Consider the following 21,526-nt stretch of genomic DNA (forward strand, 5'->3'; position numbering starts at 1 on the left):
CTCTCCGCTTCGTCGGCTCCGGGGTTGTATCCGTCGGCCGCGGCAGTGCGATGACGACGACCGGTGTCGCACGGAACTCGCCGATCGCGGTCGGCTCGCGCGTCGGGTGACGCCACAATATCTGGATCACGACCGCGCTCGATCCCGAACGATCACGAGCGTCCCCACCGAACGCGCTGTTTAACCGTCCCGCCACACAATTCGAGTGTATGAGCGGCTCCACGGAGGGCGACCTCACAAAGACGGGGATGGCCCTGAAACACGACCGAGAGTGGGACTACGAACTCGACCGAATCGTCGAGGCCATCGAGGAGCGCGACGCCTCGAAGGTCGGTCTCCAGTTCCCCGAAGGTCTCAAGCGCCGCGGTCCGAAGGTCGCCGACGACCTCCGCGAGGTGGCGCCCGACGACGTCACGTTCATGCTGTCCGGACAGCCCTGCTACGGCGCCTGCGACCTCGACACCTACCTGATGCGCCGGACTGACGTGTTCGTCCACTTCGGCCACACGCCGATGAAGGAGTCCGACAGCATCGTCTACGTGCCCCTGTTCTCGAACGTCGACCCGTTCCCGATCATGGAGGACGCGATGGCGGAGGAACTGACCCCGCCCGAGGAGGACCCGGACGTCGGGCTGGTCACCACGGCACAGCACATGAACCGCTTCGAGGAGATGACCGACTGGTTAGAGGAGCGCGGCTACGAGGTCCACACTCGCCGGGGCGACGACCGGCTCACGAAGGAGGGGCAGGTGCTCGGCTGCAACTACGCCTCCGCGGACATCCCGGCCGACCAGGTACTGTACGTCGGCGGCGGGAAGTTCCACCCCGTCGGGCTCGCGATGGAGCACCCCGAAAAACGCGTCGTCATCGCCGATCCCGTCAACAACGCCGTCTCGGTCGCGGAACACGACCAGTTCCTCAAGCAGCGCTACGCGTCGGTCCACAAGGCGATGGGCGCCGAGAAGTGGGGCGTCATCTTCTGTACGAAGATCGGTCAAGGCCGGTGGGAGAAGGCCCAGGAGATCGTCGAGAACAACGAGAACGCCTACCTGATCACGATGGACGAGGTGACGCCGGACCGCCTCCGAAACTTCGACATGGACGCGTTCGTCAACACCGGTTGTCCACGGATCACGACCGACGACGGCCCGCGGTTCCACAAGCCGATGTTGACCCCCGGCGAGTACGAGGCCGCCATCGGCGAGAAACCCCTCGACTCGATCGAGTTCGACACGTTCCACGACACCTGGTAGTCGGTCGCGTCGTGGCTCACATCGACATTCGTCGACCACGGTGAACGTCCGTTACCTTTCTCCAGCGACAGCCTCCTCGACGTATTCGACGGCCGCTTTCGGCGTCGCCACCGCCTCCACGCCCGCCACGTCGTGTGTGTCGAGCCCCGCCACTGGCCGGCCGTGCGCCAGCGCCATCCCTATCTCCGAGAGCGTGCCGTGAGCGCCGTTGATCCCGATCGCGGCGTCGCCGTTGAGCGCCACGAGCGCGTTTCGCGCGTGGCCCATCCCCGTCGCGATCGGAACCGTGACGTGCGGATTCGCGTCCGCGCGCCGATCCGTCGGGAGAATCCCGATCGTCTCGCCGCCGGCGTCTCGTGCGCCGCGGCAGACCGCCTCCATCACGCCGCCGAGCCCGCCGCACACCACCGTGTGGCCGCGGTTCGCGAGCCGTTCACCCAGTTCCTCGGCGACCGCTGCCGTCTCGGGCGAGACCGAACTGCCGCCGATGACACTGACGCGCATACCGCGGGAGCCGTGGCGGACGGATATAAATGGGCTGGCGGTCGTGTCGCGGCGTTGGTGAAACGCTTTTAAGTACTGGGCGACTGCAAAGTGTATGACGTACGATACCGTCGTGTTCGACAACGACGGTGTCCTCGTAGGCCGCACGCGGTTCGGCGTGCTCCGGGATGCGACCCGGGACGCGTTCGAAGAGTGCGGCGTCGAGGAGCCCGATCCGGACGACGTAGAGCGCATGACCATCGGAGCGACCCCCGGCAGCGTGGGGACCGTCTGTCAAACGTACGACCTCGATCCGGGGTCGTTCTGGCGGACTCGCGACGACGTGGTCTCGAAAGCCCAACAGCAGGAGGCTCGCGCGGGCCGCAAGACCCCGTACGACGACCTCGACGAACTCGAGAGCCTCGACGTGGAGATGGGTATCGTCTCCTCGAACCAGCAGGCCACGGTGGACTTCCTCGTCGATCACTTCGACGGGTTCGAACGGTTCGGTGCTGCGTACGGCCGCGAGCCCACGATCCACTCGCTCCAGCTTCGCAAGCCGAACCCCCACTACATCGAGCAGGCGCTCGGTGACCTCGACGCCGGCAACGCGCTGTTCGTCGGCGACAACGAGTCCGACGTGCGCGCGGCCGAGAACGCGGGCATCGACTCCGCGTTCATCCGACGACCCCACCGCCGCGACTGGGAACTGAACGTTTGGCCCACGTGGGAGATCGATCAGCTCTCCGACCTCCACGACATCGTCGAGTAAGGGCGTCGACGGCGCTCGGCCCACCGATCGACCCCGACCGCCGCCCCGCTCTCTCAACGTTTAACTCCGATCGGGAGCTACGCCGCCACAGTGACTGACTCCCCGCCGTGGACCGACATCTTCGGCCACGAAGAGCCGTATCCGGAGCAGGCCGACGGGATCGACGCCGCCGTCGACGCCGCCGAGGACGACGGCTTCCTCGCCTTGGAGGGCGCGTGCGGGACCGGGAAGACGATGCTCGCGCTCACCGCCGGGCTCGACCGCGTCCGCGACCCCGAGTCCGACTTCGAGCGCGTCCTCGTGCTCACGAGCGTCAAACAACAACTGCGCCAGTTCGAGACGGACCTCGACACCGTCAACGCGAATCTTCCGGACTCGTACGACCCGGTGTCGGGGCTGACGCTGGTCGGGAAGGCGGACGTCTGCCCGTACGCCCGCGAGAACCGCGGCGGAATCGACCGCGAGAACGTGTACGAGCGCTGCGAGGGACTCCGCGAGCGCACCCGAAACCTCGTCGGCGACGGCGGCGCGACGACCACGTCGAACCTCGTGAGCGAAGCACGGAGCCAACAGGTCGGGCTCATGGACTCCGGGAGCGACCGCGGATCTACCGAGGCCGAGTCCGGCGCCGCCGACTACCTCAGCGTCGACGGCGAACCGACGCCGTACCGGCCCGACACCGAGGAGTACGAGGGCACCGAGTTCTGCCCGTTCTACGCCGGCTTCCTCGACGACCTCCCCGAAGACGGGGACCCGGCGGAGGCGGTCCCGTTCGACGTCACGGAACTCGGCCACGTCGGGCCGACGGAGCTCGTCCGGCTCGCCGCCGGTCACGGCTCCTGTCCCCACTCGATCATGGGCGCGCTCGTGCCCGAGGTCGAGGTCGTGATCGGTAACTACTACCACGCCTTCGACCCGGTCACGACAGGGACGTTCACCGGCGCACTCTTGGACGACGCGACGTTCGTCGTCTGCGACGAGGCCCACATGCTCGAGCCGCGCGTCCGCGACCTCGTGAGCGATGCGGTCGCCGACGCCAGCCTCCGCGACGCCGAGAACGAGCTCACCCGCGTCGTCCAGCCGCTCTCGTTCGAGACGGCCGGCGCCGAGTCCGACGACGCCGAACTGGTGCGCGGCGAGCTGGCGGACGCCGAGGTGACCGTCGAGGAGATCGAGTCCGTTCGCGAGTTCTACGCCGACCTCCGTGGCGAGCTCGACCGCCGGGTGACGGAGCGACTGGACCGCGACCACCCCGACTGGCGCGCATCGATGCGAGCGCTCGACGACGACGAGATACCCCTTCGCGATCCCGAGGAACCCGCCGAAGATGAGATCTCGGAGTGGGCCGAGCAGGAGGGGTACGGCGACCGCGTCTGGGCCCGCGCACAACAGGTCGGTGCCGTGGTCAAACGCGTCCTCGACTCGCTGGAAGAAGGGGATAAACAGCGCGCCGCGCCGGGTGTCGGCCGCACCCTCAACGCCTGGTACCGCGAGGATCACGAGGAGTTCTTCCGAGCGATCGATCTCGAGCGGACGTGGGACGAGACGGCCCCGCCGGACTCGTGGCGGCGCGCGTACAACGCGAGCCTCGCGCTGTACAACTGCGTTCCCAGCGAACCCATCGGCGAACGCCTCGCCGAGTTCGGCGGCGGCGTCCTCATGAGCGCGACGCTGGAGCCGATGGACGTGTTCCGGGAGGTGACCGGCCTCGACCACCTTGAGGCGCAGGGGCGGCCGATCGTCGAGCGGACCTACGGGCTGTCGTTCCCCGAGGCGAACCGCGCGAGCCTCGCCGTCGACGCGCCGAAGTTCACCCATCAGAATAGAGGGGCGCCCGGCGAGGCGAACGACACGCGCCTCGCGCACCTCGACGCGACGGCGACGGTGGCGGCCCGCGATGGGAACGTGCTCGTCGGTACACCGAGCTACGCCGAGGCGACGTGGATGGCCGAGTCGCTCTCGGAACGTCTGGAGAAACCCGTACTGCTCGACGAGTCCTCGGGCGATCGTGCCACCGAATCGCTGAAAGACGATTTCTTCGCGGGCGAGGGGAAGGTGCTCGTGACGAGCCTCCGCGGCACGCTCACCGAGGGCGTCGACTACCGCGGGGACCGCCTCTCGGCCGCCGTCGTCTGCGGCGTCCCGATCATCAACACGGCGCGGCCTCGGACGCGAGCGGTCATCACCGCCTACGACCGTCGGTTCGAATCGGGGTTCGAGACGGCGCTTACGGTACCAGCCGTTCGGAAGGCCCGACAGGCGGTCGGCCGCGTCATTCGCGGGCCGGACGAGCGCGGCGTACGCGTGCTGCTCGACGCGCGGTACGCCCGCGAGTCGTGGAACAGCGTGCGGGAGTACCTCCCCGAACACGAGCGCGAGGAGTACCAGCCCGTGAGTCCGGATATGCTCGGACTCGCGCTCGACCGGTTCGAGCGGCGGGCTGGTGGTGACTGACCCCAATTCTCCGGATACCGGCGACTAACGCCGCCAGTGCGCGCGATTAGCATTGTTGTGGCGGCGATTATGATGCGTTTAACTACGTCTGGGTAGCGCGTGGACGCTCGCATGAGCTCCACGACGCAGAAGCCGAAGTACCACGTCGTCTGTCGAGACTGTTCGGTCGAAGGACTGTTCGAAGCGAACGACGAGGCGACCGCCCTGGAGCGTAAACACGCCGCGGAGACGAGTCACCGGGTCGTCGTCGGCCGCGTTCGGTGATCACACGACGTTCGCGTCACTGTCTCGCGGGAGGTGCGTCACTGTCTCGGTGCCCGACTCGGTGAGCGCGACCCGGTCGGCCGTCACCGCCAGCGCGACCGGACGCTCGGTCTGGATGTGGTGGAAGCCGGTGAAATACTCGATAGCGGTCGCGCCAAACCACGCCGCGGGATCGGCGTCGGTCGCGGCGAACCGGTCCCGGACCGACGCGAGTCGGTCGTCGAACGCGGCGGTGGGGAGTCGTGGCGCCATGGCTCACGGTTCGAGAACAAGCGAATAACCAGTCAGGTAGCAGAAAGGAGTCCGCACCGGCGGCCCTCGAATCGGCGGGCGGGCTGGAACGGCTTTTGTCGGGCCGATCAGTTCTCGCGGCGGGCGAACGCGAGGTTACCCGAGACGTTCTTGATGTAGGCCGTGACGGTCTCGCCCTCTTGCGCGCCGGGGACGAAGACGGTGTACTCGCCGCGCTCGGCGACGCCGTCGCCCTTGCGGCCGGTGCCGACGATCTCGAGTTCGTACGTCTTGCCGGACTCGATGGCCTCCTCCTGGCGCTGCGTGTTCGAGGTGTTCTGCTTCGCGACCGGTCGGAAGGCCCCGCAGGCCTCACACCGCAGCATCGGCGTGCGGTTCTCGGTCTCCAACCGAGTGTCGGGGAGGCCGCACTCCGAGCAGGTGACGAACGACTCGATGTACGAGTCGATCGCGGCCTGGAAGTCGCGCTCGCGGAAGTTGCCGCTGTACCGAGCGCGACCAGATTCGTACTGGCCGGCGGTCCCGAGCTCCTGCTGGATCTTCGAGTGGACGTGCTCCGGGTCGCGGCTCAGCGCGTCGGCGATCGCCGAGAGGTTCGTCAGTCGGGTGAACGCGCCGTCTTTCTGCGTCTCCGGGTCCGGAACCGACAGCCGCTCGTCGGAGCCGCCGAGGTCCGGCACCTCCTCCATCGCGCGGTCGAGGCTCGATTCGTAATCCATGCACGACGGAAGGGGGGGCCGACGGAAATCGCTTCCGGGTTCGGAAGGACGCGAGTCGGACGCGGTCGCAGTCGATCCCGGATCACGGTGCCGGTGCGATCGGAGCGATCAACAGCGCGGCCACGAGCAGCGCACCGAGCACGACGAGGACGTTTCGCTTCGGCGCGCGCGGCGCCATGCCGGGGACGCGTTCGGAGAACGCCCGGTACGCGTCTCCGGGAGATGCGCCGCTCCGTGTTGAGTCCTCAGTGTCTCTCCTCGGTTCGACGTCTGTCACGCGCCACACATCGGACGCCGCGTGGTTAGCTATGATCGTTGTACCGCGTTACTATCGACTTAACGGGCGACAATTCACGACGTACAGCCGCCCCGGAACCGAACGGTCGGACCCGAAGGGCGACCGGCGACACGTCGTCGGTGCCGAGCGGTTCGGTCGTGGTAATCGGTCGCCGAATCGACGTCGACCTGCTCGCGTAATCTCGGCATTCGGACGGGACGCTCGTCGCACCGCTCATGGGTCATTGAAAACGTCCAGGAGAACGCGGCCGCAAACGATCAGTAGCGGGAGGTAGATTTGAACTACCGATCTCCGGGTTATGAGCCCGGCGGAATCTCCTGGCTATCCCATCCCGCTATCATATCAAAACCCGTTGCGACTGTTAAGAGTTCTGATCCCGTCGCCCGTGTGCGATTCGACCACGTACCATTTATATACTGATGTCGACGGAATCCGCCGGACGACGCGGCTCTCAAAGCGGCCCTCAACGCGATCGTTCACCCGTCCGTCGATCCGATCGAGTTCAGCCCTCGGCGACGCGGCGAACCGCTCACTCGCTCGGGGTGTACCGACGCTGCGCCCACAGCGCGAGGATCGATCCGAGTCCGAACGCGATCGGGAGGACGGCGTCCGCGGGGTCGCCGGACAGCGCGCGACCCGCCGTCAGTCCGGCCATGAGTGCGAACGCCAGCGATAACAGTCCGAGAACGGGGACCACGTACCCCTCGGAGAACGTGGACCGCCCAGATTCGTCGCTCATTGGAGTCTGTAAGACGTACGGCCGGGTAACTCCGGCGGCGGTGCTATGGGGGTTGGGTGCCTTGCGCCGGCCGCAAACCCTTTCATCAATCAAAAATAGTGATAAATTGATGCGAAAACCGCTACTGACGACGGACTTTCTGGACCGGGCGCGGCGACACTACGGCGACGAGGAGGCCGTTCTCGCCACCGACGGAACCCGATACACGTACGCCGAACTCGGCGATCGGGCGGACCGGTTTTCGGCCGCGCTTCAGGCTCGTGGCATCGAGAAGGGCGACCGCGTCGCGGTGTTGGACCCCAACACGCACTACCACCTCGAGGCGGCCTACGGTTCGATGCAGATCGGCGCGATCCACACACCGCTGAACTACCGACTCACGCCCGACGACTTCGCGTACATGCTCTCCGACGCGGGCGTCGACGCGGTCTACGCCGACGCCGAGTACGCCGATCGGATCGAGGCGGTCCGCGACGAGGTGCCGACGGAGACGTTCCTCACGAACGACGCCGACGCGGTCGCGGGCGAGTGGGAGTCGTTCGACGAGGCGCTCTCCGCCGCGGACCCGGGCGCCTACGACCGCCCGGAGATGGACGAGGACGACGTCATAACGATCAACTACACGTCGGGCACGACCGGCGACCCGAAGGGCGTCTGTCGGACGCACCGCGCTGAGACGCTCCACGCGTATCTGATCTCGATGCATCAGGAGATCACCGACGACGACGTCTACCTCTGGACGCTCCCGATGTTCCACGTCAACGGCTGGGGTCACATCTACGCGATCACCGGGATGGGCGCTCGACACGTTTGCACCCGCGGCGTCGACGTCGCCGAGGTGTTCGATCGGATCCGCGAAGAGGACGTCTCGTACTTCTGTGCGGCCCCCACCGTGCTCAACATGCTCGGCGACCACCACGCCGAACACGGTGGGTCGACGACCGGCGACAGCGACGTGCGCGTCGCGACTGCCGGCGCGGCGCCCCCGGAAGCGACCATTCGCACCGTCGAGGAGGAGTTCGGCTGGCAGCTTAAACACGTGTACGGCGCCACCGAGACCGGCCCGCTGATCACCACCTCGGACGCGAAGCGGCACTTCGACGCCGACGCCGACGACCGCTTCGCCGTGAAGAAGACGCAGGGGATCGGCTACCTCGGCACCGACGTGCGCGTCGTCGACGACGACGGCGAGGACGTGCCCGCCGACGGCGAGACGATCGGCGAGATCGTCGTCCGCGGCAACCAGGTCATGGATCGCTACTGGAACAAGCCCGAGGCCACCGAACAGGCGTTCTCGGAGCGACTGGAGGGCTACTACCACATGGGCGATCTGGCGGTCGTCGACGGCGACGGGTTCGTCTCGATCCAAGACCGGAAGAAGGACATCATCATCTCCGGCGGCGAGAATATCTCCTCGATCGAACTGGAGGACACCCTCTTCGAGCACGAGGTCGTCTCCGACGTGGCCGTCATCCCCGCACCGGACGAGCGCTGGGGCGAGACCCCGAAGGCGTTCGTCGTCCCGACGAGCGACGACCCCGACAACCCCGGTGCGACCCCCGAGGATCTCAAAACCTTCGTCCGCGAACGCGTCGCCACGTACAAAACGCCCGGCGAGGTCGAGTTCGTCGCTGAACTCCCGACGACCGCGACCGGAAAAATCCAGAAGTACGAGTTGCGCGAGCGCGAGTGGGACGAGGAAGAACGGATGGTCGGAGAAGGATAGCCGAAGAACGGCGGAGCGCCGACTGACGGCTCAGTCGCTGCGCCTCACTCTTCGTCGAGCAGGCTCTTGACGAGTTCCTCTGGCTCGAACAGCGTCAGGTCGTCGTACCCCTGTCCGGTGCCGAGGAAGAGGATCGGTTTCCCGGTGACGTAGGCGACGGAAATCGCGGCCCCGCCCGATGAGTCGGCGTCGGCCTTCGTCAGGATTGCACCGTCGATCGCCGCGGCGGCGTTGAACTCCTTCGCGCGGTTCACGGCGTCCTGTCCCGCGACCGCCTCGTCGACGAAGAGGGTCATGTCCGGGTCCACGACGCGGTCGATCTTCTCCAGTTGCGCCATCAGGTCGTCGCTCGTGTGTAGCCGCCCCGCCGTGTCGCCGAGGACGACGTCGACGTCGTTGGCCTCGGCGTACTCGACGCCGTCGTAGATGACGGCCGCCGGGTCGCCGCCCTGATCGTGAGAGATCAGCTCCCGGTCGAGTCGGTCGGCGTGCTCTGCGATCTGCTCGTTCGCGCCCGCCCGGTAGGTGTCACCGTTCGCCATCACCGACGAGTAGCCGCGGTCACCGAGCCATTCGGAGAGTTTCGCAATGCTCGTCGTCTTCCCGACGCCGTTGACACCGGTGAAGACGATAGTAACGGGTTTGTCGGCCTCCGCGATCCGCTCTTCGAAGTCGAACTGACCGACTGCGATAACGTCGAGCAGGGCGTCGTGGAGCGCCGATTGAACGAGTTCACCGGTCGTCTCCACTTGCTTGCGCGACTCGCCGAGCATCTTCTCGCGGACGGTGTCGAGGATCTGCTCGGCGACGCTCATCTCCACGTCGCTTTCGAGCAGGGCCATCTCGAGGTTCCACAGCGGCTCCTCCAAGTCCTCCTCCTCGATGATGATCCGACCTGTCGCGAACGCCTTCGCGCGCTGGAAGGTGCTTGGCTCGTCGCCGGACTCACCCTCGTCGCCGGACTCGCCCTCGTCGTCTCCGTCGCTCGCGTCGACCTCCCGCTCGTCACGGGCGGCGACGTCGGACTCGGTGTCGGGCTCGGCCTCCGTCGCGGCGCCGTCGCTCGCGGGCGTCTCGTCTGCGGCCGATGCTTCGCCCTCTGCGGGTTCCTCGGCCTCGGTACTCTCCTCGACGTCCTTCCGGAACCCGGAGAGCTTGTCTTTCAGTCCGTCGAACACGGTTCGTCGTTACTCCTCTTCGCCCTGCTGCATCTGCTGCATCTGCTGTTGCTGCATCTGCTGTTGCATCTGCTGGGCCTGCTGTTCGAGCTCCTGACTCTCGTCTTCGAGCTCGGCGACCTCTTCTTCGGTCTCCTCGATGCGGTCGTTGAGCGCCTCCTGCTTCCGCCGGAGCACGTCGATCGCGTCGCCCTCGCTCTGCTCGGCCGAGTAGTTACCGCCGAGCGAGACGATGATCTCGTCGATGTCCTGCACCTCGGCGCGGACGTAGGCGCCGCCGCCGAGCGGGACCTGCACCGTCGCTCCCGTGTCGAGGGTCTCGATCGCCTCGACCGCGTCGTCGATGTCCGACTGCTCCTCGCGGTAGTCCGCGATCTCCGCTTCGAGCGCCTCAATCTCCTCGTCGAGCGCCTGGAGCTCCTGGGAGAGCTGCTGAAGCTGCTGTTGTCCGCCACCCATCATGCTGCGGTCACCTCCTTGATATCGATCTGGGTGCGCTTCCGGTTGTGCTGGCTTCCGACCATGGTGTAGATGCGCTCTCGCGCGAGGTCTTCGTTCTCCGCTTCGACGTCCTTCGTGAACGGCTGGTAGTCGCCACGACTCTGGAACTGTCCACTCACCGTGTAGGTACTCATGTTCATCGATCCGGTAGGGAGAGGGAAGTATCTTCCTAAAAAGCGAGGCCTCGGCGTCCACGCGGCATCCGCCTCGTACGTGCCTCTCACCCCAACTGCGAGGGGATACGGCGAGAGAAATCGACGGCCGGAAGGGGCGATCGCAGTTCCGAAACGCGCGGGAGTAACGAGCGGTGGAGGATCTGTCGCGGCGTGCTCGGCGTCAGTCGATGAAGCCGAGCGTCTCTTCGATCCGACCCAGCTCGGGGCCGGTGGTGTCCGCTCCGACGACGTAACCCTCGTCGTTCGCGACGAGCCCGGAGCCGATGAGCGGCGCGCCGTAGTTGATCGTTCCGAGGTCGGCGCGGACGTCGAGGGCCTCCTCGACCGCCTGCAGCTCCGACTCGGTCGACTTGGGGTGACAGAGCACGCCGGTGTTGTTTGCGACCGCCGCCGTGCCGACCGTGCGCACGTCGCCGAGGTCGCCGCGAGTCACGGGGACCCCGAGCGTCTCTCTGATCGTCACGATAGACTCGCGCGGGAGGTCCGGGTGGACGTAGGCGCCGTAGTCGTTCGCGAGGACGACGTTGCCGGCCGCGTTGATCTCGCCGGGGAGTTCGCCCACCTCGCAGTCGGCGGCCTCGGCGATCCGGGACCGCTCCCGTTCGGTCGCTCGTGCGGAGACGAGGACGCCGTTCTCGTTGCCCGTCGCGAGGGAGCCGACGGTGTTGGCGCCGCCGACCGTCGTGAGCAGGGCCTCGGCGCCCAACTCCTCGCCGAGCGCGTCCGCTAACTCCTCATCGACGTCCGGCCGAACCAACACGATATCATCGATCACGCGGGCGAACACGCCCACGTACGACGAGCCGGTGAAAGTCGCCCGTAACACGTTATTCGGCGTACTCGGCTTCGACGACAGGTTCGCCGTCCTCGACGAACCGCGCCGCGCGGACGCGAACCTTGCTCGGCGGGTTCTGTCGCCCGTTGGACCAGACGGCCTCGTTGACCGAGGTGTCGATGACGACGTCCGCCTCGTCGACGGAGAAGTGCTGTGCGAGGTGCTCGCGGACAATCCGCATCGCGAAGTCGGCGCGCTCCTGTACCGGCTTGTCGTTGGCGTCGCGGAGCGGGATGGTGACGACGCGCTCCTCGAATTCGCTGGTGCTCATTTATTCGTCCAGGTCGTTCCGGCGCCAGTTGCGCCGCTTGGGGTTTCGCGTCACGTTCATGTCCGTCTTCATCATGACCCACGCGGGGACGCGGGTGTTCTGGCGCTCCGCCTTCGCCAGACGCTTCTTTTGAGCCTTCGACTTGTCTCCCATAGTAGGCCACAGTTTCCGCGCGGCGCATAAAACCCCTTCCATACCGCATCGCTCGCGGCGTCGAGGCGACCGCCCGTCTCGCGGCTCGAAGCGTTGCGAGCGCTCAGAACGACCGCTCGGCGACGCCCCTGTAGATGCGGTAACATCGGTCGAGAACGTCGACCGCGACGCTCTCCGTGTCGGTGTGGGCCTCGCCCGGCTCGGAGGCCCCGCAGACGAGCGGTTCGGTGCCCGCCTCCGCGAGCCATCCGGCGTCGGTCGCGTGCGGCTTGACGATCTGTTCGGGGACGTCGAGGCCCAACTCCTCGTGGACCGCTTCGGCGACCGCGAGCGTTCCGTCCGCGAACGCGCCGTCGTCGCATCCCATCGGCGGGAGGTCCTGTTCGACCGTCCACTCGACGCCCGGAACGGCGTCGGCCGCGCGAGCGAGGTCCGCGCGGTCGCCCGGCACCGTCCGCTCGTCGATGGTCACCTCGCAGCGCTCGGGGATCACGTTCCACGTCTCGCCGCCGTCGATGATCGTGACCGCGAGCGACCCGGTGACGGACTCGCCGAAGACGGTCGACTCCGGGGCGTCGAGCTCGCGGACGACGTCTATCGCGTCACTCGCCCGGTAAATCGCGTTCTCGCCCCGCTCGGGCTCTGACGCGTGCGCCGCAGTGCCGCGCGCGACGAGCGTCGACGCGCGCCGGCCCTTGTGCGCGACGACGACGTCGGTGACGCCCGGCTTCGAGTAGTTCGTCGACCCCTCGGCGACGACCGCGCGGTCGGGGACGAAACCCGCGTCGATCGCGTGGCGCGCGCCGGTCCCGCCGACTTCCTCGCCGACGAAGGAGGCGACCGCCAACTCGCGACCCGCCGGCGGCTCGGCGTCGCGGAACGCGAGCATGGTGGCCGCCACCGCGCCCTTCATGTCCGCCGCGCCGCGCCCGTAGATCCGACCGTCGCGGCGCTCGACGACGTAGTCGCCGTCGTTTCCGTCACCGGTCGTCTGTCGCGCCGCCGGCGGAACGACGTCGTGATGTCCGACCAGCGCGAGCGTCTCGGCGTCGGGGTCGTCCGTCGCGCCTTTATAGGCGATCACGTTTCCGACGGCGTCGCGTTCGACCCGCGCGTCGGTCTCCGTCCGGAGCCACTCCTCGATGGCGTCGCCGGCGGCGGCCGCGTCCTCGTGCGAGGGAATTGCGACGAGCCGTTCGGTCAGGTCCGCGAGTTCGTCCATACAGTCGGGTCGGCACACCACCGCTTAAAAACCGAGATCCCGGCGAGACGGAGACACTCGCGCGTCATTAATACGTCTCCGACGCCAATACGCATCCATGTCCGATCAGCTCGAAACCGCGACGCTCGGCGGCGGATGCTTCTGGTGTGTCGAGGCGGCTCTCGAACAGCTCGCCGGCGTCGAGTCGGTCACCTCCGGCTACGCGGGCGGCAGCGTTGAGAATCCCACGTACAGACAGGTCTGCGGCGGCGACACGGGCCACGCCGAGGTCGTCCAGGTCGAGTTCGACCCCGACGTAATTGCCTACGACCGGCTGTTGGAGGCCTTCTTCGAGGTCCACGATCCCACGCAGCTCAACCGACAGGGCCCCGACGTGGGGAGCCAGTATCGCTCGATCATCCTCTACCACGACGAGGCCCAGCGGAAGGCCGCCGCCGCCTACATCGAGGCGCTGGACGAGGCGTACGACGACGACGTGGTGACGGAGCTCGACCGACTGGAGACCTTCTACCGGGCCGAGGAGCATCACCAGGACTACTTCGCGAAGAACCCGGACGACGCCTACTGCACCTTCCACGCCAAGCCGAAGATGGAGAAGGTGCGCGAGAAGTTCGAGGCGAAGGTCGCGAAGTAAGCGGCGTCGGCTTCTTGGCCGAATCTCCCGACAGGTGAGCCACGCCGGCGGTTCCGTCGACCGAGTCGTCGCGCCGCCATCGTCGAACTATCACCCTATCTCCGGAGTGTTCGTCTCGTGGGGGAACGCCGTAATCAGCGCGTCACAGTAAAAAAAGCGTGAACCGGACTCGTAAACCGAGCCTGGGGAACCGGGTTAGCTACCCGTCCTCAGGAGTTTCCGGCTGCTCCTCGTCGCCGTCAGCGCCGTCGTCTCCGTCAGCGCCGTCGTCTCCGTCAGCGCCGTCGTCGCCGTCAGCGCCGTCGTCTCCGTCCGCGCCGTCGTCTCCGTCAGCGCCGTCGTCGCCGTCAGCGCCGTCGTCGCCGTCAGCGCCGTCGTCTCCGTCCGCGCCGTCGTCGCCGTCCGCGCCGTCGTCGCCGTCCGCGCCGTCGTCTCCGTCAGCGCCGTCGTCTCCGTCAGCGCCGTCGTCGCCGTCAGCGCCGTCGTCTCCGTCAGCGCCGTCGTCTCCGTCGTCGCCCGGCGCTTCGACGGTGATGATCGCGTCCTGTCCGAACTCGTTCGAGAAGACGCTGTGGATGTAGGTCCCCGGCGGCGTCCCCTCGGTGCTGATCTCGAACTGAACGGTCGTCGAGCTCTCGCCGTCGAGGTCGAGGTCGCGGATCTCGACGAGGTCGCCGTCGAACCGGAACTCGACCGGCTGCTCGGCGCCGAACTCGTTGGGGTTCTCGACGGTGGCGTTCACCGTGACGTTGTCGCCCGCGGTGACGGTCTCGGGCGCGGAGAGGTCCGTCACCAGGAAGGAGGAGATCTCGTCGACGATCCGGACCTGTGCCGGCTGTCCGTTCTCGCGGGTGTACACGCCGTGGATGTAGACGCCGGACGCGAGCTCTGACGTGTTGATCGACGTGCTGAGCTCCGTCGATTCGCCGGCGTCGAGGGTGACTTCCTCGCTGAACGACACGTTGCCGTTGAACCGGTACTTCACGGTCTGCGTGTCCGTCTCGTCGTTCGGATTCTCGACCGTCGCGGTGACGTCCAGCGAGTCGCCCCGTTCGACGATCTCGGGGGCGGCCAGACCGCTCACGACGAACGATTCACCGGTGGTCCCTTGGGTCTCCACGGTGACGTTCGCCGAATCGGTAACCGCCGTCTCGTTGGCGACGTACGGGCCGTCCTCCGACCCGTTAGTCGTGACGAAGTCGTAGGTCTCGTTGGCGTTCGTGTCGCGATGCGGCATCGCGATCAGCGTCTGGTCCTCGGTGAGCTCCGTCTGATCGAACGTCGCTCCCGGGACGCCCTCGAACAGCGTGACGGTGACGTTCTCGGTCTCCCCGGGTTCCAGGTACTCCGAGACGCCGATCACGCTTCCGGTGACCTCGCCCTCAAGCAGGCTGTCGTCGTGGATCACCACGAACCCGCCGTCGGACACGTTCACCGAATCGACGGTCACCGACGTGCCGTCCGTCATTTGATCGGAGAACGCCACCGTGGCGTTGGTGTCCATCGGCGGCTCGACCTGCGATTCGACGGTGACGTTCGCCGAATCGGTAACCGCCGTCTCGTTGGCGACGTACGGGCCGTCCTCCGACCCGTTAGTCGTGACGAAGTCGTAGGTCTCGTTGGCGTTCGTGTCGCGATGCGGCATCGCGATCAGCGTCTCGTTCTCGGTGAGTTCCGTTTGGGTAAACGTCGCTCCCGGAACGCCATCGAACAGTGTGACGGTGACGTTCTCGTTTTCTCCGGGTTCGAGGTACTCCGAGACGCCGATCACGCTCCCGGTGGCATCTCCGTCGAGCAGGCTGTCGTTATGGATCACGACGAACCCGCCGTCAGACATATTCACCGAATCGACGGTCACCGACGTGCCGTCCGTCGTCTGATCGGAGAACGCCACCGTGGCGTTGGCGTCCATCGGCGATTCGGTCTGTGGACGGAGCTCCTGCGCTCCCACCATGCCCACGACGGAACTCATCATCACAGCCGTCAGCGCGATCGCGATAAGCTTCTTCGTTGAAGATCTCATGTGCGTTGTAACTCCTGGTTTCAGCGGTTCCGTTGCGTTTTGTTTGTCAAACGATCCTCCGGTCTCTCGTCATCGAGCCTCGTGTAAACCACAAACAGACGACACGACCCGAGGTAGTTTTGTTATGAGTTGCGTTGAATCGAATTCGCTCGGCTTACCCCCGCCTCGGTTTTTTCACGGCCGCCGGGGATCGTATCGTAGCGGATAAGCACGGCTTAGCCGGTTTCTCGCGGTCGCACCGCCGTGACGTCACGGAGTATTTCCCGCGCTCACGAACGCTCGGACACGGCCAATAATCTCCGCCAATCGACGCGCGGCCGCTCCGCGAGTCGGCCGGCAACCCTCCGCCGGAACGGTAGACCTTTGCCGTCGCCGGTTCGAACGATCCCATGGTCTCGCTGGGACTGGTGGTGGCGCGGTTCAACGACTCCGTCACGGAGCCGATGGCCGAGGCTGCCCGGGAGGCGGCCGCCGACCGCGACGCCGTCGTCGTCGACGAACTGTCTGTGCCGGGGGCGTACGACAGCCCACTGGCCGCCGACCGACTCGCGCGTCGGGACGACGTCGACGCTGTCGCCGTCGTCGGCGCCATCGTCACCGGCGACACCGACCACGACCACGTCATCGCGAGCGCGACCGCCGAGCAGCTCACCCGGGTGAGCCTCGACCGCGACACCCCCGTCACCTTCGGCGTGAGCGGTCCGGGGATGTCCGGCGCGGAGGCACGCGAGCGGATCGACAAAGGAGCGGATGCGGCTGCGGCCGCGATCGACCTCGCGACGGAGCTCGAATGAGCGCCCGAGACGACACACGGAACACACGACAATGAGTGACGCATACGACTTTTCGGACCGGATCGGACGCGTAGAGCCCAGTGCGACGCTGGCGATATCGAACCTCGCGGCGGAGAAGGAGGCGGAGGGTGCCGACATCGTCGACCTCTCGGTCGGCGAACCCGACTTCGACACCCCGGCGAACGTCGTCGAGGCCGGTAAGGAGGCCCTCGACGCGGGCCACACGGGGTACACCTCCTCGAACGGCATCCCGGAGCTGAAGGAGGCCATCGCGACGAAGCTCCGCGGCACCGGCATCGACGCCGAGGCCGACGAGGTGATCGTCACCCCCGGCGGCAAGCAGGCCCTGTACGAGACGTTCCAAACGGTGATCGACGACGGGGACGAGGTCGTCCTCCTCGACCCGGCGTGGGTCTCCTACGAGGCGATGGTGAAGCTCGCTGGCGGCGAACTCTCCCGCGTCGACCTCGCGCCGCACGGGTTCCAACTCGAACCCGCACTCGACGACCTCGCCGAGACGGTCTCGGACGACACCGAACTGCTCGTCGTCAACTCCCCGTCGAACCCGACGGGCGCGGTCTTCTCCGAGGCTGCGATGGAGGGCGTTCGCGACCTCGCTGTCGAACACGACATCGCCGTGATCTCCGACGAGATCTACGAGCGCATCGTCTACGACGCCGAGCACGTCTCGCTCGCGAGCCTCGACGGGATGGCCGACCGGACGATCACGATCAACGGCTTCTCCAAGGCGTTCTCGATGACCGGCTGGCGGCTCGGCTACCTCCACGCGACCGAGGAGTTCGTCGGACAGGCCGGTAAACTCCACTCACACTCCGTCTCCTGCGCGGTCAACTTCGTCCAGCGCGCGGGCGTCGAGGCGCTTGAGAACACCGACGACTCGGTCGAGGAGATGCGGCAGGCGTTCGCCGACCGCCGCGACCTCCTCGTCGACCTGTTCGACGAACACGGCGTCGACGTCGACGTTGGCGACGGCGCCTTCTACATGATGATCCCCGTCGACGACGACGATCAGGCGTGGTGCGAGGCCGCTATCGAAGAGGCCGCGGTCGCCTGCGTGCCGGGCAGCGCGTTCAACGCCCCCGGACACGCCCGGATCTCCTACGCGGCGAGCGAGGAGCGCCTGCGCGAGGCGGTCGATCGGTTGGTGTCGAACGGCCTCTTATAAACTGAACCGGTCCTCGGCCGATCTATCGGCCCGTTTCCCGGCCGGTATTTCGACAGGCCTCACAGGTGAGAGCCCGGAACGCCCTGATTTCGACTCTGCAGAGCGTTTTTACCGCTGCTCCTCGAAGTTTTAACTCGGTGATACGATGTACGACAACATACTGTACCCGACGGACGGGAGTGCGGGATCGAGGGCGGCGGCAGCACACGTTCGAGAGCTCGCGGCCGCGTTCGACGCGACCGTGCACGTGCTGCACGTCGTCGACAAACCCGAGGGTGGGCTGGGCACGAGCGGGGCGTTCCTCGACGACGAGCGGAAGGGAATGAGCGGGGAGTCAGCCGAGGAAGGCTACCTCGGCGGACACGAGGGGAAGCCCGACGCCGACGAGATCGAAGAGCGGCTCACCGAGCACGTGACGGAGCTCGTGGAGACGTCGTCCAAGTCGTTCGACGGGATCGACATGCGGACCGCCGTCGAGGTTGGGACCCCGCATTCGGTGATACTGCGGTACGCCGACGACCACGACATCGACCTCATCGTGATGGGGACGCACGGCCGGACCGGCGTCGAGCGCTATCTGCTCGGGAGCGTCGCGGAGAAGGTGGTGCGGCTCGCGGACCCGCCCGTGGTGACGGTCAGAGCACCCAAGGACGAGTAACGCCGCGCGCGCTTCGAAACCGAGCGGCGGCGAGGCGGCACCGAACGAGCCCGCTCTTCGCCCCGAGGCTCGACGCGCTCTCGTCGCTCGATCGCTCCCGCCGGTGGGGTTTTTAATACGTCCGTGTGAACAGTTGCTCTGGTGACGACATGTACGATCACATTCTGTTTCCCACGGACGGGAGCGACGGTTCCGCAGCCGCGATACCGCACGTACGGGAGCTCGCCGAGGCGTTCGACGCGACGGTTCACGTGTTACACGTCGTCGACACGCGTCAGTTCCAGTTCGGGATCGGCGGAAGCTACATCTCCGGGCCGAAGAGCTACTCGGATGATCGGCCGTCCAAGGATGACAGACAGCGCCAGGTCGAGGAGCGCGCTAGGCCGTTCGTCGAAGAGCTTGCGGCCGATTTCGAGGGGATAGACACGGTGACGGCGGTCCGAGAGGGGAGTCCCCACAGAGCCATCCTCGATTACGTCGACGAGAACGACATCGACATCGTCGTGATGGGTGCCGGGGGCCACACCGGCGTCGAGCGCTACCTGCTCGGCAGCGTCTCGGAGAAGGTCGTTCGGATGGCCCGTCCGCCGGTGGTGACCGTCCGCGCCGACGAGACCGAGTGAGCACCGGGCGATTTTTCTCGACCTGACCGTCGGCCGTGAGGCGTTCCGAAACCCTTACTCCCGGTCCGGGACACCACGGCGTATGAGCGATACGTCCGAGTCGACGGATGACGCGGGGGAGGACGCGGAGGACGACGCCGATGCGTCCGTCGTCGACGCCGAAGAGGTCCGACACGTCGCGGAGCTGGCCCGGGTGCGCCTCGCCGACGACGAGGTCGAGACGTTCGCCGCCCAGTTCGGCGACATCCTCGACTACTTTGAGGCCCTCGACGAGGTCCCCGAGACCGATCGCGATGAGGAGCTCGTCAACGTGATGCGCCCCGACGAGGTCGAGGCGAGCCTCTCTCAGGAAGCTGCGCTGTCGAACGCCAAACGGACCGAAGACGGCTACTTCGTCGGCCCGAAGGTGTCGTAGATGGCGGCCGACCACAACGCCTTCATCACGGAGGCGACGATCGAGGGCGACGAGGACGCCGAGGGGCCACTCGCGGGGGCGACGGTCGCGGTCAAGGACAACATCTCGACCGAAGGAGTCCGGACGACCTGCGGGTCGGAGATGCTCGCCGACTACGTCCCGCCGTACTCGGCGACGGTCGTCGACCGACTGACTGACGCCGGTGCGACGGTCGTCGGCAAGGCGAACATGGACGAGTTCGGAATGGGGACGACGACGGAGACCTCGGCGTTCGGACCCACCCGCAACCCCGTGGACCCGGACCGCGTCCCGGGTGGCTCCTCCGGCGGGTCGGCGGCGGCGGTCGCCGCGGGCGAGGCCGACCTCGCGCTCGGCTCCGACACCGGCGGGTCGGTGCGCTGTCCGGCCGCCTTCTGCGGCGTCGTCGGCATCAAGCCGACCTACGGGCTCGTCTCGCGGTACGGGCTCGTCGCGTACGCGAACTCTCTCGAACAGATCGGCCCGATCGCGGGCACCGTCGAGGAGGCGGCCGCCGCGCTCGACGTCATCGCGGGCCCGGACCCGAACGACGGCACGACCCGCGACCTCGCCGAGGTCGAGGGCGCCGACCCCGACGCGAGCTACGCCGCGGCCGCCGACGGCGACGTCGATGGACTCACCGTCGGCGTCCCGACGGAGCTGTTCGAGGGCGCCGACGAGCGCGTCGTCGAGACGGTCGAAGCCGCAATCGCTGACCTGGAGGCTCGGGGGGCCGAGACCACCGATATCTCACTCCCATCGGTCGAGCACGCGGTGCAAGCGTACTACGTAATCGCGATGGCGGAGGCCTCCTCGAACCTCGCGCGCTTCGACGGGGTGCGGTACGGAAATCGCGCCGACTCGGACGGCAACTGGAACGAGTCGTTCGCGGAGACGCGCGAGGAGGGGTTCGGCGCGGAGGTCAAACGCCGAATCCTGCTCGGCACGTACGCGCTCTCGGCGGGGTACCACGACAAGTACTACGAGAAGGCCCAGGACGCCCGCGAGTGGGTCCGACAGGACTTCGAGGATGCGTTCGCCGACGTCGACGTTATCGCCTCGCCGACGATGCCAGTCCTCCCCTTCGAACTCGGTGAGAGCCTCGACGACCCGCTGCGGATGTATCTCGCGGACGCGAACACGACCCCGGTCAACCTCGCGAACCTCCCGGCTATCTCGGTACCGGCCGGTGAAGCTGACGGACTCCCGGTGGGTCTCCAACTCGTCGGCCCGAAGTTCGGCGAGGAGACGGTGATCCGCGCTGCGAGCGCGGTCGAGGAGCGATGAGCCTGACCGACGAGGAACGGAGCCGGCTCGCCGACATCGTCCGCCTCCAGCCGACGAAGAACAGCGAGCTGCAGGACGCGTGGGGGCTTGAGAGTGGTAGTGAAGTCCACCAGTACCTGCAGAACCACCTCAAGGAGTACTACTACCGCGACGACGACAGCCTGATCCGGTCGACGGCCGAGGCGAACGACCTCGTCGACGTCGAGCCCGGAATCGAGGCCGACGCGGTGGCGAAGGGCGGCGCGCCCGAGACGATCCGCGTTCCGGAGCTGGTGGCGCAGGTGTTCGAGGTGGTCGCCGGCCCCGAGGAGCGCTCGCAGTCGGTCGTCAGCGTACTCAACGCCGTCCGCGAGGCGTACGACATCGACCCCGGTGTCGACGAGGTGCGGCGCGCGCTCCGGACGCTCGAACGCAAGAACGTCGTCGAGGTCGTCTACCGGACCGTCCCGACGTTCAAACTCGCCGTCGAGCGAGACGAGATAACGGTCGAAGTGAGCGAGTAAGCGTCCGTCCTGAGGAGGAGTTTATACGCGACAATGCGGCGTGCGAGGGCTTTTATAGGCGACAACCTGGCGTGCAATGGCCTTTATAG

The 21,526-nt window shown here is 66.9% G+C and carries 25 protein-coding genes, 1 tRNA gene and 1 pseudogene; 13 read left to right on the forward strand and 14 right to left on the reverse strand.

Annotated features, from left to right (window positions below; all coding sequences use genetic code 11):
* Positions 1–209 precede the first annotated feature (209 nt).
* Positions 210–1,253 carry a diphthamide biosynthesis enzyme Dph2 gene (dph2, locus tag ACNS84_RS03020; RefSeq protein ID WP_435073362.1) on the forward strand — a complete coding sequence of 348 codons (1,044 nt, stop codon included), beginning with the start codon at positions 210–212 and terminating at the stop codon, positions 1,251–1,253.
* A gap of 51 nt (positions 1,254–1,304) precedes the next feature.
* On the opposite strand, the gene ACNS84_RS03025 is transcribed toward dph2, so the two are convergent.
* Positions 1,305–1,757, reverse strand: a complete 453-nt coding sequence (locus tag ACNS84_RS03025; protein WP_435073363.1) for a TIGR00725 family protein — start codon at positions 1,755–1,757, stop codon at positions 1,305–1,307.
* A gap of 94 nt (positions 1,758–1,851) precedes the next feature.
* Here ACNS84_RS03025 and ACNS84_RS03030 point away from each other — a divergent pair, with 94 nt between their 5' ends.
* From ACNS84_RS03030 to ACNS84_RS03040, 3 genes are all read left to right on the forward strand, one after another.
* On the forward strand, positions 1,852–2,508 hold the full coding sequence (locus ACNS84_RS03030) for an HAD family hydrolase (protein WP_435073364.1): 657 nt from the start codon (positions 1,852–1,854) through the stop codon (positions 2,506–2,508).
* Positions 2,509–2,598: 90 nt separating this feature from the next.
* Entirely contained in the window at positions 2,599–4,962 is a 2,364-nt protein-coding gene (locus ACNS84_RS03035) for an ATP-dependent DNA helicase (protein WP_435073365.1), read from the forward strand.
* Positions 4,963–5,073: 111 nt separating this feature from the next.
* Positions 5,074–5,226 (forward strand): hypothetical protein, encoded by a 153-nt coding sequence (locus tag ACNS84_RS03040; protein WP_435073366.1) that lies wholly within the window; start codon positions 5,074–5,076, stop codon positions 5,224–5,226.
* A 60-nt stretch (positions 5,227–5,286) separates the two neighbouring features.
* On the opposite strand, the pseudogene ACNS84_RS03045 reads toward ACNS84_RS03040, so the two are convergent.
* From ACNS84_RS03045 to ACNS84_RS03065, 5 genes and pseudogenes are all read right to left on the reverse strand, one after another.
* Positions 5,287–5,478: pseudogene (locus ACNS84_RS03045) on the reverse strand (aminopeptidase P family N-terminal domain-containing protein); the annotation flags it as partial.
* A 107-nt stretch (positions 5,479–5,585) separates the two neighbouring features.
* Complete coding sequence (locus ACNS84_RS03050) at positions 5,586–6,197, reverse strand: translation initiation factor IF-2 subunit beta (protein WP_435073367.1); 612 nt, start codon at positions 6,195–6,197, stop codon at positions 5,586–5,588.
* A gap of 82 nt (positions 6,198–6,279) precedes the next feature.
* Positions 6,280–6,474: a hypothetical protein gene (locus ACNS84_RS03055; protein ID WP_435073368.1), complete on the reverse strand. Its 195-nt coding sequence runs from the start codon at positions 6,472–6,474 to the stop codon at positions 6,280–6,282.
* 282 nt (positions 6,475–6,756) lie between these two features.
* A tRNA-Met gene (locus ACNS84_RS03060) sits at positions 6,757–6,831 on the reverse strand.
* Between the two features lie 193 nt (positions 6,832–7,024).
* On the reverse strand, positions 7,025–7,234 hold the full coding sequence (locus ACNS84_RS03065) for a hypothetical protein (RefSeq protein WP_435073369.1): 210 nt from the start codon (positions 7,232–7,234) through the stop codon (positions 7,025–7,027).
* 109 nt (positions 7,235–7,343) lie between these two features.
* Here ACNS84_RS03065 and ACNS84_RS03070 point away from each other — a divergent pair, with 109 nt between their 5' ends.
* Positions 7,344–8,960, forward strand: a complete 1,617-nt coding sequence (locus ACNS84_RS03070; protein ID WP_435073370.1) for a long-chain-fatty-acid--CoA ligase — start codon at positions 7,344–7,346, stop codon at positions 8,958–8,960.
* A gap of 44 nt (positions 8,961–9,004) precedes the next feature.
* Here the strand turns inward: ACNS84_RS03070 and ftsY are convergent, their stop codons facing one another.
* The 7 genes from ftsY to ACNS84_RS03105 form a co-directional block, all read right to left on the reverse strand.
* Entirely contained in the window at positions 9,005–10,138 is a 1,134-nt protein-coding gene (gene ftsY, locus ACNS84_RS03075; RefSeq protein ID WP_435073371.1) for a signal recognition particle-docking protein FtsY, read from the reverse strand.
* Positions 10,139–10,147: 9 nt separating this feature from the next.
* Positions 10,148–10,597 carry a prefoldin subunit alpha gene (gene pfdA, locus ACNS84_RS03080; protein WP_435073781.1) on the reverse strand — a complete coding sequence of 150 codons (450 nt, stop codon included), beginning with the start codon at positions 10,595–10,597 and terminating at the stop codon, positions 10,148–10,150.
* Positions 10,597–10,773, reverse strand: a complete 177-nt coding sequence (rpl18a, locus tag ACNS84_RS03085; protein ID WP_435073372.1) for a 50S ribosomal protein L18Ae — start codon at positions 10,771–10,773, stop codon at positions 10,597–10,599. Before rpl18a ends, pfdA begins: the two co-directional genes overlap by 1 nt.
* Before the next feature lie 202 nt (positions 10,774–10,975).
* Complete coding sequence (locus ACNS84_RS03090) at positions 10,976–11,641, reverse strand: translation initiation factor IF-6 (protein ID WP_435073373.1); 666 nt, start codon at positions 11,639–11,641, stop codon at positions 10,976–10,978.
* Position 11,642: 1 nt separating this feature from the next.
* Positions 11,643–11,921, reverse strand: coding sequence for a 50S ribosomal protein L31e (locus ACNS84_RS03095; protein WP_435073374.1), 279 nt, complete (start codon positions 11,919–11,921; stop codon positions 11,643–11,645).
* Positions 11,922–12,074: a 50S ribosomal protein L39e gene (locus ACNS84_RS03100; protein ID WP_004050128.1), complete on the reverse strand. Its 153-nt coding sequence runs from the start codon at positions 12,072–12,074 to the stop codon at positions 11,922–11,924. It lies immediately after the preceding gene.
* A 103-nt stretch (positions 12,075–12,177) separates the two neighbouring features.
* Positions 12,178–13,296 (reverse strand): M20 family metallopeptidase, encoded by a 1,119-nt coding sequence (locus ACNS84_RS03105; RefSeq protein ID WP_435073375.1) that lies wholly within the window; start codon positions 13,294–13,296, stop codon positions 12,178–12,180.
* A 97-nt stretch (positions 13,297–13,393) separates the two neighbouring features.
* On the opposite strand from ACNS84_RS03105, the gene msrA reads away from it, so the two are divergent.
* Positions 13,394–13,930, forward strand: coding sequence for a peptide-methionine (S)-S-oxide reductase MsrA (gene msrA / locus ACNS84_RS03110; RefSeq protein WP_435073376.1), 537 nt, complete (start codon positions 13,394–13,396; stop codon positions 13,928–13,930).
* A gap of 199 nt (positions 13,931–14,129) precedes the next feature.
* Here the strand turns inward: msrA and ACNS84_RS03115 are convergent, their stop codons facing one another.
* Positions 14,130–15,953, reverse strand: a complete 1,824-nt coding sequence (locus ACNS84_RS03115; protein WP_435073377.1) for a DUF7282 domain-containing protein — start codon at positions 15,951–15,953, stop codon at positions 14,130–14,132.
* A 389-nt stretch (positions 15,954–16,342) separates the two neighbouring features.
* Between ACNS84_RS03115 and ribH the strand changes: the two genes are divergently transcribed.
* The 7 genes from ribH (at position 16,343) to ACNS84_RS03150 (ending at position 21,437) form a co-directional block, all read left to right on the forward strand.
* The gene (gene ribH / locus ACNS84_RS03120) at positions 16,343–16,747 is read left to right on the forward strand and encodes a 6,7-dimethyl-8-ribityllumazine synthase (protein ID WP_435073378.1); all 405 of its coding nucleotides are present in this window, start codon (positions 16,343–16,345) and stop codon (positions 16,745–16,747) included.
* Between the two features lie 31 nt (positions 16,748–16,778).
* Positions 16,779–17,933 (forward strand): pyridoxal phosphate-dependent aminotransferase, encoded by a 1,155-nt coding sequence (locus tag ACNS84_RS03125; protein ID WP_435073379.1) that lies wholly within the window; start codon positions 16,779–16,781, stop codon positions 17,931–17,933.
* A 145-nt stretch (positions 17,934–18,078) separates the two neighbouring features.
* On the forward strand, positions 18,079–18,591 hold the full coding sequence (locus ACNS84_RS03130) for a universal stress protein (RefSeq protein ID WP_435073380.1): 513 nt from the start codon (positions 18,079–18,081) through the stop codon (positions 18,589–18,591).
* Positions 18,592–18,740: 149 nt separating this feature from the next.
* Positions 18,741–19,214, forward strand: a complete 474-nt coding sequence (locus ACNS84_RS03135) for a universal stress protein (RefSeq protein ID WP_435073381.1) — start codon at positions 18,741–18,743, stop codon at positions 19,212–19,214.
* A gap of 82 nt (positions 19,215–19,296) precedes the next feature.
* Positions 19,297–19,629 (forward strand): Asp-tRNA(Asn)/Glu-tRNA(Gln) amidotransferase subunit GatC, encoded by a 333-nt coding sequence (gene gatC / locus ACNS84_RS03140; protein ID WP_435073382.1) that lies wholly within the window; start codon positions 19,297–19,299, stop codon positions 19,627–19,629.
* Positions 19,630–20,934, forward strand: coding sequence for an Asp-tRNA(Asn)/Glu-tRNA(Gln) amidotransferase subunit GatA (gene gatA, locus ACNS84_RS03145; RefSeq protein WP_435073383.1), 1,305 nt, complete (start codon positions 19,630–19,632; stop codon positions 20,932–20,934).
* Positions 20,931–21,437, forward strand: coding sequence for a DUF5797 family protein (locus ACNS84_RS03150; RefSeq protein ID WP_435073384.1), 507 nt, complete (start codon positions 20,931–20,933; stop codon positions 21,435–21,437). Before gatA ends, ACNS84_RS03150 begins: the two co-directional genes overlap by 4 nt.
* Positions 21,438–21,526: the final 89 nt, after the last annotated feature.

Origin of the sequence: Halorubrum wangae (assembly GCF_051194135.1) — an archaeon.
In the GTDB taxonomy this organism is placed as follows: Archaea; Halobacteriota; Halobacteria; order Halobacteriales; family Haloferacaceae; genus Halorubrum.